Origin of the sequence: Limnohabitans sp., from assembly GCF_044361985.1 — a bacterium.
Taxonomy (GTDB): domain Bacteria; phylum Pseudomonadota; class Gammaproteobacteria; order Burkholderiales; family Burkholderiaceae_C; genus Limnohabitans_A.
Genome location: NZ_JBIKHV010000076.1, coordinates 1 through 10,660, shown reverse-complemented (window position 1 = coordinate 10,660; position 10,660 = coordinate 1). Strand labels below are relative to the sequence as shown.

General features: G+C 58.6%; 12 protein-coding genes. 5 read left to right on the top strand and 7 right to left on the bottom strand.

The window, feature by feature from the left end; all coding sequences use genetic code 11:
* From ACIQ3A_RS11630 to ACIQ3A_RS11615, 4 genes are all read right to left on the bottom strand, one after another.
* A partial coding sequence (locus tag ACIQ3A_RS11630) for an ATP-binding cassette domain-containing protein (protein WP_396431898.1) occupies nucleotides 1-229 on the bottom strand: 229 nt, incomplete at its 3' end.
* A gap of 1 nt (nucleotide 230) precedes the next feature.
* Entirely contained in the window at nucleotides 231-2,000 is a 1,770-nt protein-coding gene (locus ACIQ3A_RS11625) for an ATP-binding cassette domain-containing protein (protein ID WP_396431897.1), read from the bottom strand.
* A 2-nt stretch (nucleotides 2,001-2,002) separates the two neighbouring features.
* Complete coding sequence (locus ACIQ3A_RS11620; protein WP_396431896.1) at nucleotides 2,003-2,917, bottom strand: branched-chain amino acid ABC transporter permease; 915 nt, start codon at nucleotides 2,915-2,917, stop codon at nucleotides 2,003-2,005.
* Nucleotides 2,917-4,119: an ABC transporter substrate-binding protein gene (locus ACIQ3A_RS11615; protein ID WP_396431895.1), complete on the bottom strand. Its 1,203-nt coding sequence runs from the start codon at nucleotides 4,117-4,119 to the stop codon at nucleotides 2,917-2,919. Before ACIQ3A_RS11615 ends, ACIQ3A_RS11620 begins: the two co-directional genes overlap by 1 nt.
* Nucleotides 4,120-4,272: 153 nt before the next feature.
* On the opposite strand from ACIQ3A_RS11615, the gene ACIQ3A_RS11610 reads away from it, so the two are divergent.
* Nucleotides 4,273-5,664 carry a PLP-dependent aminotransferase family protein gene (locus ACIQ3A_RS11610; protein ID WP_396431894.1) on the top strand — a complete coding sequence of 464 codons (1,392 nt, stop codon included), beginning with the start codon at nucleotides 4,273-4,275 and terminating at the stop codon, nucleotides 5,662-5,664.
* 171 nt (nucleotides 5,665-5,835) lie between these two features.
* Nucleotides 5,836-6,552: a class I SAM-dependent methyltransferase gene (locus ACIQ3A_RS11605; RefSeq protein ID WP_396431893.1), complete on the top strand. Its 717-nt coding sequence runs from the start codon at nucleotides 5,836-5,838 to the stop codon at nucleotides 6,550-6,552.
* Between the two features lie 91 nt (nucleotides 6,553-6,643).
* Here the strand turns inward: ACIQ3A_RS11605 and ACIQ3A_RS11600 are convergent, their stop codons facing one another.
* Nucleotides 6,644-7,447 carry an exodeoxyribonuclease III gene (locus tag ACIQ3A_RS11600; RefSeq protein WP_396431892.1) on the bottom strand — a complete coding sequence of 268 codons (804 nt, stop codon included), beginning with the start codon at nucleotides 7,445-7,447 and terminating at the stop codon, nucleotides 6,644-6,646.
* Between ACIQ3A_RS11600 and pyrE the strand changes: the two genes are divergently transcribed.
* The gene (gene pyrE / locus ACIQ3A_RS11595; protein ID WP_396431891.1) at nucleotides 7,446-8,150 is read left to right on the top strand and encodes an orotate phosphoribosyltransferase; all 705 of its coding nucleotides are present in this window, start codon (nucleotides 7,446-7,448) and stop codon (nucleotides 8,148-8,150) included. The two genes, ACIQ3A_RS11600 and pyrE, sit on opposite strands and share 2 nt — an antisense overlap.
* A gap of 39 nt (nucleotides 8,151-8,189) precedes the next feature.
* On the top strand, nucleotides 8,190-8,750 hold the full coding sequence (locus tag ACIQ3A_RS11590) for a C40 family peptidase (RefSeq protein WP_396431890.1): 561 nt from the start codon (nucleotides 8,190-8,192) through the stop codon (nucleotides 8,748-8,750).
* Between the two features lie 117 nt (nucleotides 8,751-8,867).
* Here the strand turns inward: ACIQ3A_RS11590 and phaP are convergent, their stop codons facing one another.
* Nucleotides 8,868-9,425, bottom strand: a complete 558-nt coding sequence (gene phaP / locus ACIQ3A_RS11585; protein ID WP_396431889.1) for a TIGR01841 family phasin — start codon at nucleotides 9,423-9,425, stop codon at nucleotides 8,868-8,870.
* Between the two features lie 143 nt (nucleotides 9,426-9,568).
* Here phaP and ACIQ3A_RS11580 point away from each other — a divergent pair, with 143 nt between their 5' ends.
* Nucleotides 9,569-10,168 (top strand): hypothetical protein, encoded by a 600-nt coding sequence (locus ACIQ3A_RS11580; RefSeq protein WP_396431888.1) that lies wholly within the window; start codon nucleotides 9,569-9,571, stop codon nucleotides 10,166-10,168.
* A gap of 48 nt (nucleotides 10,169-10,216) precedes the next feature.
* Here ACIQ3A_RS11580 and ACIQ3A_RS11575 read toward each other — a convergent pair.
* Nucleotides 10,217-10,660 (bottom strand): transketolase-like TK C-terminal-containing protein (locus tag ACIQ3A_RS11575; protein ID WP_396431887.1); only part of this gene is annotated, 444 nt, incomplete at its 5' end.

The window sequence follows — 10,660 nt, the reverse complement described above, 5'->3', positions numbered from 1 at the left end:
CAGCGGCCACCCTTTGGTGAGGGGGCATTGCCGTGATGTCGTGGCCCTGCCATTGAATGGTGCCGCCACTGACCCCTTGCAAGCCTGAAACGGCCTTCATCAAAGTGCTTTTGCCGGCGCCATTGCCGCCGATGATGGCGACAATTTCACCCGCATTCACCTGCAGGCTGACACCCCGCAAAGCCTCGATCGCACCGTAGTTGACCACCAAGTTTTGAATGTTCAACATGTCACGCATCCTCCTCGTCACCCAGGTAGGCCTTGATGACCGCAGGGTCGGCCTGGACCTCTTGGGGGCTGCCTTCTGCAATCTTTTCACCATGGTCGAGCACCACCACGTGGTCTGACACCGCCATCACCAAGTCCATGTGGTGCTCGATGAGCATGACCGTGATGCCGAGGCCTGAAATTTGTCGGATCAAGCCAATCAGTTCCTGCGTCTCCTGAGGATTGAGGCCAGCCGCTGGCTCATCCAGCAACAGCAGCCTGGGGTGTGTTGCCAATGCCCGGGCGATTTCCAGCCGCCGCTGCAAGCCATACGGCAAGCTGCCCGCCGGTGCATGTGCGCGTGCTTCAAGTCCGGCAAACCGAAGCAAGGCCATGGCCTCAGAGCGGGCGGCTGCTTCTTCCTGCCGAGAACCCGGTGTGCGCAGCATGCTGGCTGCGATGCCGGCTTCAAGGTGTGAGTGCAGGCCGACCAACACATTTTCGAGCACCGACATGTGCGCAAACAGGCGCAGGTTCTGAAAAGTTCGGCCAATGCCCAGCGTGCAAACTTCGCTGGCGCCCAGACGGGTGATGTCTTTGCCAAACAGCTCGACCGTGCCTTGATCGGGCTGGACGATGCCGGAAAGAATGTTCAACAGGGTGGTTTTGCCAGCCCCATTGGGGCCGATCAGCGAATGGATATGGCCCGGGCGCAAGGTCAGGCTGATGTTGTGCGTGGGGATGACGCCGCCGTAGGCTTTGTACAGGCCTTGCGCTTTCAGCATGACCGCATCAGGATTTCGCGGCACGGCGTATTTGCATTTCCAGGCCTCTTGGGGCGGGTCGATCGGCGCCAGCTCAGCCCCCATGCCGAGTCTGCGCATGCCCTTGTGCAGCGCCCCCGCCAAACCTTGCGGCATGGCATACAGCGCAAACAGCAACAGCGCGCCATAGGTGAAGTGCTGCAACTCGGGCCAGCGGGCTAAAAATGCATCCAGCAAGGTCAGCACGATCGCACCCAAAACAGGCCCCCAGACGGAAGGGCCACCAAAGAGCACGATCAACAGCAGGAAAATCGACAAGCGGAAATTGATGAAGTCCGAATTGATGTACTGGTTTTGCTGCGCCATGAAGGCACCGGCCAGACCACAGGTCACGGCGCTGATGACAAAGGCCAGAACTTTGAAACGGTGAACATGGACACCCACACTCTCTGCAGCAACTTCCGAGGCCTGCACGGCCAGCATGGCCCGCCCATATTTGCCGTGCAGCAAGTTGGTGATGAGGAAATGCGTGATGAAGGCAAAGGCCAAAATGAGCCAGGCCCACTCACGTATGCCCAGCATCTGCCCACCCAATGAAGGGGGAACCACCCCGTAGATCCCGGCCTGCCCGCCAAAGGGCACTTGCCATTCGGTCACGATCTTTTCCACCACGATGCCAAAGCCAATGGTGACCATGGCCAAGGAGGGCCCCCTGACGCGCAATGACGGAAAAGCGATCAGCAAACCAAACAAGGCCGCCACCACTGCAGAGGCGAGCAAGGCAAGCCACGGGTTCCAGCCCGCTTGCGCCGTCAGCAATGCTGCCGTGTAGGCCCCTGCCGCAAACAAGCCGGCATGCCCCAGCGATTTCTGGCCACTCCAACCCACCAGCACATTCAGCCCGGCAGCGGCGATGTAGTACATGCCTGCGGTGAAGATGATCTTCAGGTAAAACTCGTTGTCCAGCAGCGCCGGCACGACCACGGCCAGCGCCATCGCCAATATCGAAAGTAAACGGTGACGCCCCATGGTCAAACCTTCTCCATGGTTTTGCTGCCAAACAGCCCCTCAGGCTTGACCATCAGCACCAAAATGATCAGCAAGAACAGGGTGATCTCCCGCATCTCTGCGCGCCATAAGCCAATGAGCGCCTCCAGGCAGCCCAGCAAGATTCCCCCAGCAATGCATCCGCGCGGGCTGGAAAGCCCACCCACGATGGCTGCCGAAAACGCTTTGAGTGCAATGCTCAGCCCCATGAAAACCGAGGCCGTGGTGATCGGGGCAATCAACAAGCCTGCCAAGCCGGCCAGCCCTGAAGACAAGACAAACGCCAGCACCACGATAGCGCCCACGTTGATGCCCATGAGCGATGCGGCTTGCTGATTGGTGGCCACTGCCCTGACGGCTTTGCCGATCTTGGTTTTGCGCAGCACATAGTCAAGCCCGGCCATCACGGACAGGGTCACCACGATCACCAGGATCTCTTGCGGTCGCACACCAGCGCCTGCGATTCGGATCACACCCTCGCCCAGGGGAGAAGGCATGGCGATGGAACTGCTGCCCCAAATGGCCATCGCAGAGTTTTGCAACACGATGCCGAAACCGATGGTGCTCATGACCCAGGACATGCCGCCTGAACCAAAAAAAGGCCGAATGGCTGTGAAATACAAAAGAACGCCAATGAGTCCCACCACACCGACCGTCATGGCCAGGGCCAGAAGGTAACGGCCAATGCTCACATCGGCGGGCTCCAGAACAGCTGTGTACGGTTTGCCAGCAAGCAAAAGCAGTGAGCCCACAGCCACAAATGCACCCGCCGCCAGCACCTCGCCTTGACCGAAGTTCAGGGTTTTTGTGGTGGTGTGGGTGATGCTGAAACCCAGCGCCACGAGCGCATAAATGCCCCCGAGCGCGAGTCCGCTGAACAGTGCTTGCAGGAAAACCATCAGCGTTTCAGATCAGCGGCAGTCAAGGACTTGGTGATGGCGTCTGAAAAATTCGTGACCTTGCCATCTTTCCACTTGCCCAACTGAAAGTCTTCAACGCCCAGGCCTTCGTGGTCTGTTTTGGAAAATGGCTTCTTGTAGTTTTTGATGATGCCTTGCACATCAGGCATGCCACTTTCCAGCATTGCAGCGACTTTGGCACCATCGGTGGTCCCGGCTTGCTTGATCGCCGCAGCCACCAACATCACGGAATCGTAGGATTGTGCTGCCGACACAAAGGTCACCATCGTCGGGTAGCGTTCGCGAACGCGCACGGCCAAGGCTGCAGAACGGGCGTTGCTGTCTTCTGCTGTCGAGGTTGCAAAAATCAGGTGCTCAGCCAGCTTTTTACCGGCCGTATTCACCAGCACCGAGCTCATGTTTCCCCAGGTGCCGATGGCGGTGGGCATGTAGTTGATTTTTTCCATGCTGCGCAAGGTGTGGGCATTGCCGTCTGCCAGGCCGTAGATCAACAAAGTGTCTGCGCCCGCATCGCGAATCTTGGCCAGCTGCGAGGTCATGTCGGTGTCTTTGGGACCGAATTTTTCGACGGCAACAGGGCTCAGGCCATGCAGTGCCAACACCTCGGTTGCGTCCTTGACCCCCTGCGTGCCAAAGCCAGTGGAATCAGCGATGAAAGCAATCTTTTTGTTCTTGCTCGACTTCACGGCATAGGCCAGCAGCAAACCGACCTGCTCACGGTCCACCATGGAGACACGGAAGATGAAGTTCTGCGGTTCGTTCTGGTAACGCTTGGTGATGTCGGTCGCCGTGGCCACGGGCACGATCACCGGGACTTTTTTCTGCTGCGGAAGATGCAACCAGGCCAGCGCGTTGCCCGAATTGGTCGGGCCCACCACCACAGCCACTTTTTCGCTGTCAATCAGCTCGGTCATGTTCTGGATGGACTTGGGGGGCGTGCCCGTGTCATCGCGAACAACCGGTATCACTTTTTTACCCAGCAGACCCCCCGCTTTGTTGATATCTTCAATGGCCAATTCAAAGCCATAACGTGCCGCCATGCCTAACTCCGCAGCTGCGGTGCCCGACTGGTCAGCGTTGAAGCCAAATTTAATGTCCTGTGCAAAAGCAGAACCTGCAAATGTCAGCAGTGCCGTAGCCAGCAGGGCTGACAGGCGGCGATTTTTCGGGTGTTGAGCCATGGTTGTCTCCTTCTTGAAGGTCAGTTGAGGTGGTCGGACTTTATGCCATCTGTACCAGTGATTAAAGGTACAGTTTGCGAGGACAGTGACCCAACCATACCTTTTGCCGCACAAAAGTGTCATAGTTAACCCTGCAATTGCTTCTCAACCCCCATGGCCAGCAAACCCACCATCGCCCAAAATCTTGCCGACTCGATACGCCGTCAAATAGACGAAGGTGCGTACCGGCCCGGTCAAAAACTACCCTCCTTGCGCGAACTCTCGGATTTGCACGGGTATTCCAAAAACACCGTCGTTGCTGCTTTTGAGTTACTCGTGGCCGATGGCCTGCTGGAGCCACGCAGGGGCTCTGGTTTTTACGTGACGAGCAGCGCCAAAGCGCCCCATCAACACGAAGAAAAAAACTCGCTGGACCGGGCCATGAACATCGTCTGGATGATGCGTGAGCAGTTCAAGACCATCCCAGACGCCCACCCGATCGGAGATGGCTTCCCACCCATTGCATGGCTGTCGGACTTGCGTCTGGACAAGTTCCACCCCAAAGTGGTTCGCAGTGGCATGGGCACCGTCTTTCGGTACGGCAACCGCTTCGGCTACATGCCTTTGCGCGAACACCTCATTCACCGGTTGGCGTCATTTGGCATCGGCGCAAAGCCCAGTCAGATTTTGCTGACACAAGGGGCCAACAGTGCGATGGACCTGGTCATCCGCTACTTTGTGCCGCCGGGCGCCACCGTGCTGGTGGACGATCCCGGCTACTACCTGCTCTTTGGCAAACTGAAGTTGGCCGATGCCAAGATCATTGGCGTGCCCAGACTGGCGGATGGCCCTGACCTGGAAGCCCTGGAGCATTTGATGGCGGTGCACAAGCCACGCCTTTTCTTCACGCAGTCGTCATGCCACAACCCGACCGGCACGGACATCTCGCCAGGCAAGGCTTTTAGGGTGCTGAAACTGGCGCAAGAGCACGATGTCATGATCGTCGAAAACGACGCCCTGGCCGACTTCAAACCCTTGTCCACTCCACGCCTGGCCGCCTTGGACCAGCTGGAAAGAACGATCTACATCGGCTCGTTTTCCAAGTCATTTTCCGCATCGCTTCGCGTGGGTTACATCGCCTGCAGTGATGACCTGGCCAGCGAGTTGGCCGATCTAAAAACACTGGTCTCCACCAACTCGTCCGAGTATTGCGAAAGAACGGTCAATGTGATCCTGCGCGAAGGTCACTACGAACGGCACGTGGTGAAACTGCGAGACCGGGTCACCCAGGCCACCTTGACCGCACGGGATGTGTTGGCGCAACTGGGTGCCGATGTGTTGGGCAGCAGCCCTCAGTCGCTGTATCTTTGGGCCAGCCTGCCGGGGCATTCAGACACCCATGAACTGGCTCAGAAACTGCAAAAGCAAAATATCTTGCTGGCACCGGGCCGACTCTTTTGCGTCAACTCCGAAGCGCCTTGCGCTTGGTCCAGGTTCAACACCGGCGCCCTTGCAGACCCCAAAGTCTCGCGTGCACTGGTCCGGGCATTGACCAAAATTCGTTGACGGGATCGCGCGCTATGTCAATGAATATTGGCGCCCGAGCAAGCTTCGGACAATTGCAATCCAGCGCTTCATCACCGATCTACCTGGCGTGATTGAGCACCCGCCTGGGTGTACAGTCTGCGCAGCCAGCGCCACTTTATCTTCTGCCTTTGCGCTGCAACGATTGTTCTTTTGCCTCCCTCACATTCCGGCTACCTGACGAAACAGGAAAGCATCGCGGTGCACGGCGCGGACGACCTGCTCATCTGCTCCCTGCTCGACAAAAACCAGTTTTATGACCCGCTGGACGAAGCCCTGAATTTGGGTATTTCTTCGGCCACCTGGCCTTTGTTTGGCCTGTTGTGGCCTTCGGGTCTGCACATGGCCGAGCGCATGGCCCAACGGCCTGTGACGGCCGAGCGCATTCTGGAAATTGGCTGCGGTCTGGGGCTTTCAAGCCTGGTGGCACATCGGCGCGGCGCCAATGTCACAGCCAGCGACTGCCACCCCTTGACGCACGCCTTTCTCGATGAAAACACCCGCTTGAACGGCCTGTCTCCGATGGCTTACCGCCATGGCTTGTGGGGCACGCCAGCACTGAGAGGTGATGGCTTGCCCGTCCTCACTGCAGCCCATGACGCAGGCGTGAGTGGCTTGTTTGACCTGATTGTGGGCAGCGATATTTTGTACGAGCGCGATGACGAAGGCACACTGGCCAGCTTCATCCATGCGCATGCTGCGGTGGCCTCCGAAATCTGGGTGGTCGACCCCAACAGAGGCAACCGCAGCGCATTTCACAAACACATGGCACGCGTTGGCTTTTCCATGCACGAGCAAGTGCTGGACCAGTCTGCCCACGACGACTCGCTCGCCTACAAAGGCCGCATGCTGACCTACACCCGGGGTTAAAGCATGTCGATGACGTTCAGCTCGAAGTCACCCTGATTGCAGGCACAAGGTCACCGCATTTTGCCGGTGAGCGCATGAGGCCCCTGAGCGCTTAAAAGTCGAGATCGTATTCGACCGTGACAGGCGCATGGTCGGAAAACTTTTCATCCTTGTAAATGGACTCGCCTCGGGCTTTGTCTGCCAGGGCCGGGGTGGCCAGGTGGTAGTCGAGGCGCCAACCCACGTTTTTGGCATAGGCCTGGCCCCGGTTGCTCCACCAGGTGTAGCAAGCCTCCGTGGTGTCGGGTTTCAAGCGGCGGTAGACGTCAACCACACCGCCCTCGGTGGTGAGCTGGGTCATCCAGGCGCGCTCTTGCGGTAAAAAACCACTGTTTTTCTGGTTGCTGCGCCAGTTTTTCAGGTCGGCTTGCTGGTGCGCGATGTTCACGTCACTGCACACAATGAACTCCCGCTCGGCCTTGAGCGCCATGAGGTGGGGGTACATCTTGTCCAAGAACCGGAACTTGGCTTCTTGCCGTTCAGGCCCCGACGAGCCACTGGGGAAATAGCTGCTGATGATGGACAGCTTGCGCGCAGGGGTGTCAAAGCGCAACTCCACATAACGCCCTTCGGCGTCGAACTCGCCGCCATCAAAGCCCACCACCACATCGCTGGGTTCGTGGCGGGTATACACACCGACCCCTGAATAGCCTTTCTTTTCGGCGAACTGAAAATGGCCTTTCAACCCCCCCAAGGCTTCGAATTTTCCGACCACGTCAGCGGCCTGCGCTTTGACTTCTTGCACGCAAATACAATCGGGCCTGGCTTGCGCCAACCAGGGCTCGAGCCCTTTGGTCGCAGCAGAACGAATGCCGTTCAGGTTAAGGCTGGTGAGTTTGAACAAGGATTTCCCCATGGTGACAAAACAGGCAAGCAGCGCCGAAATGCAGGCGCTGGCTCAAGAATTTGTGCAGTTTGCGGTCGACTCGGGCGTGCTGCGTTTTGGCGAATTCAAGACAAAAGCCGGGCGCATGAGCCCCTATTTTTTCAATGCCGGTCTGTTCGACGACGGCGCCAAGCTGAGTCGACTGGCCCAATTCTATGCAAAAGCTTTGCTGGCCAGTGGCATCGAGTTCGACATGATCTTTGGCCCCGCCTACAAGGGGATTCCTCTCGGGGCCGCGGTGGCTGTCGAGTTGGCACGCTTGGGCAAGAACGTGCCGTTTGCCTACAACCGCAAGGAAGCCAAAGACCATGGCGAAGGCGGCAGCCTGGTGGGCGCACCGCTGAAGGGCCGTGTGCTGATCGTGGACGACGTGATGAGTGCGGGCACCGCCGCCCGCGAATCCATTGCCTTGATTCAGGCAGCAGGTGCCACTCCGCATGCCATCGCCATTGCGCTGGATCGCCAGGAAATGGCCACCGAAAAGCAGCCCGATGGCTCGGTGCAAGATGTGCCCCACAGCGCCGTGCAGTATGTGCGCAACACACTGGGCATGCAGGTCTGCACGATCGCTCAACTGTCGGATCTGTTGGCCTATTTGTCCAACCAGACCGGCAGCACGCTCGCGCAGCACCTGCCCAAAGTCCAAGCCTACCGAGACCGTTACGGAGTTTGAAGAGTTATCATGGCTTGCTACGCCACTAAATATTGCATTGTGAAATTGAAGTCTCTCGCACTGGCCGCTTGTTTGCTGATCGCCACCACCTCCCCCTTTGCCGCGCCTGAAGATGACACGGCAGCTGGCGGCAAGCGTGCGTCTGAACTTGCCAGCTTGATGCAATTGGGCGAGCAGATGAAGACCAGTGTGGGTGAAAAAACCAATCAGATGCTGGGCAAGGCCATGACGCTGCTGGGCGTGCCCTACAAGCGCGGAGGCAGTACGGCCGAAACGGGCTTTGACTGCAGCGGATTCGTTCGCCACATCTACGAAACATCGATTGGTCGCTTGCTGCCAAGGCGTGCAGAAGAGCAAGCCACGGTGACCGACAAAATCGACCGAAGCGAACTCAACCCGGGCGACCTGGTTTTTTTCAACACCATGCGCCGCACCTTCAGCCATGTGGGGATTTACCTCGGTGATGGCAAGTTCATCCACGCGCCGAGCGTTGGCAAAGCCGTGCGAGTCGATGACCTGCGCACGGCCTACTGGACCAAACGCTTCACGGGTGCGCGCAGGGTGCAGGAAACGCCATCGCCTGACAGCCCCAACCGCTGAACAGCGACACAGGCTTGAGCACTTGCGCCCAAGCTGCACGTCACAAACAAAAAGGGTGTCCGATGACACCCTTTTTCATGGAAAGCGGGTCTTGTAACCCGCCTGTCAAACCAAAGATCAGGCCTTGATTTTGGCCTTGGCCATGGCGGCTTTCACCGAAGCTTCGGCTTGGGCGGACACAGACTTGAGGTTGGCTTCTGCGCTGTCAGCGGCTTGCTTGGCCACTTTTTTCAGGGCTTCAGTGGCTGTCTGGCTGGCTTCGAATGCGGTCTTGAAGGCGGCCACAGCAGCATCGGAGCCGGCAGGGGCGTTTTTCAGGCTGCTTTCAACCAGGCTTTTGACGGCTTTTTCGGACTCGGCCATTTTCCCTTCGACAGCTTTGGTGAACTCGGCGCCCGTGCTGTTTGCGATGTCAGCCAGGTGACGGCCATAAGACACCGACTTTTCGAATGCGGGCTGAATCAAGGCAGCTTGCACAGCCAGCAGGTCTTGCGGCGACTTGGCAGTCATCAAGGCTTGCATGCCGGAGAAAGTCTCACCCACAGCGGCTTTGCCAGCAGCCATGTTGAGTTCGACCAAGCGCTCGAAACCAGCGAAGGCTTTTTGCGACAAGCCGGCAGCTGCGGTCAGGTTGGCTTGATGGGTGGCGGAGAATTGTTCAGCGTTGAAGTTCATGGTGTGGTCCTTTGAAGAATTTGTTGCAATGCGGCAATTTGAACACTGCGCACCGGGCAAGGCAAGGGAAAACCCGCACTTTAGAGAGCGCACTCCAATTACACTTGGCGCAATGGCCACGTCGGCCTGAACACCCTTTACTTATGGAATTTCTCAGTCTGCTGCTCATTCTGGCCACGGGCATCCATTGGCTCAACACCCAAGGCCAGCGCAAGCGCACCGCCTTGTTGGCCGAGCAGTTGCGGCCTTACCAAATCGAAAAGCACATGGAGCAGCTCACTGGCGCTTACATGCGGGCACTGGGCGAAACCGAGCCTGAACGCCAGCTGCAAATTCTGCAGCTGCAAGAGCAGGCCGAACAGCAGCTGGCCGCCGAGTTCCAAAACCTGGCCCGTGAATTTGCCAAGCTGCCAGCACCCTTGACGCGGGCCTTCAAGGTGGCGCTGCCATTCATTGACCAGCTGTCGCCCAAAGCCAGCTTTGACATGCGCCGCATGCTGGAAGTCCATGCCCAAGGGATTCAGCGCACTGTGGACAACCTGCAAGGCTTTTCGCCCAAAGAGCGTTCGTTCCGGATGATGGGCGAGATGTTCCTGATGCAACACAGCTGCCACTGGTTTTGCAAATCGAAAACCATCGCCTCGGCCCGCATGCTGACCCAACACCAGACCCGCTACGAGCAAGCCCTGGATGGGGTCACCCCGGAAACCCGCAAGGCTTATCTGGCCGTGGTTCAGGGCTGACCAGCCTGGCCAGCCGGCGCTGGCGGCTGCCAACGCCCAACACCTGCCTTAACGCGCCAAAGCGGCCAGCGCAGCTTGCGCAATGCTGTCGGCGTCCACCGCAAAGAAGCGGCGCAGCGCAGCCCGCGTGTCGCTGCGGCCAAAGCCATCGGTGCCCAGCGTGCTGTAGCGACGGCCTTCGGGCACGAAGGCGCGCACGCTTTCGGGCACGGCGCGCACATAGTCGGTGGCGGCGATCACCGGGCCATGGGTGGCCGACAGCAGCCGCATCAGGTGGCTGCTGGTGCCGGTTTCGTCCGCCATGCCGTCGCGCGCAAGTTCACTCCAGCTGGTGATGCTCAGCACCTCCACGCCCACCCCTTGTGCAGCCAGTTGGTGAGCGGCCTTGATGACCTCGGTCAGGATGGCGCCCGAGCCGAGCAAGGTCACGCGCGGCGCCTTCGAATTCGCCCCATCCGATGCACCCGGTCCGTAAGCGCCGAAGTGGTAGCC

Bases quoted from the DNA above. Each gene is read 5' to 3' on its own strand.
- ACIQ3A_RS11625 (WP_396431897.1), bottom strand. From the start codon at position 2,000: ATGGGGCGTCACCGTTTACTTTCGATATTGGCGATGGCGCTGGCCGTG.
- ACIQ3A_RS11620 (WP_396431896.1), bottom strand. From the start codon at position 2,917: ATGGTTTTCCTGCAAGCACTGTTCAGCGGACTCGCGCTCGGGGGCATT.
- ACIQ3A_RS11615 (WP_396431895.1), bottom strand. From the start codon at position 4,119: ATGGCTCAACACCCGAAAAATCGCCGCCTGTCAGCCCTGCTGGCTACG.
- ACIQ3A_RS11610 (WP_396431894.1), top strand. From the start codon at position 4,273: ATGGCCAGCAAACCCACCATCGCCCAAAATCTTGCCGACTCGATACGC.
- pyrE (WP_396431891.1), top strand. From the start codon at position 7,446: ATGGTGACAAAACAGGCAAGCAGCGCCGAAATGCAGGCGCTGGCTCAA.
- ACIQ3A_RS11600 (WP_396431892.1), bottom strand. From the start codon at position 7,447: ATGGGGAAATCCTTGTTCAAACTCACCAGCCTTAACCTGAACGGCATT.
- phaP (WP_396431889.1), bottom strand. From the start codon at position 9,425: ATGAACTTCAACGCTGAACAATTCTCCGCCACCCATCAAGCCAACCTG.
- ACIQ3A_RS11580 (WP_396431888.1), top strand. From the start codon at position 9,569: ATGGAATTTCTCAGTCTGCTGCTCATTCTGGCCACGGGCATCCATTGG.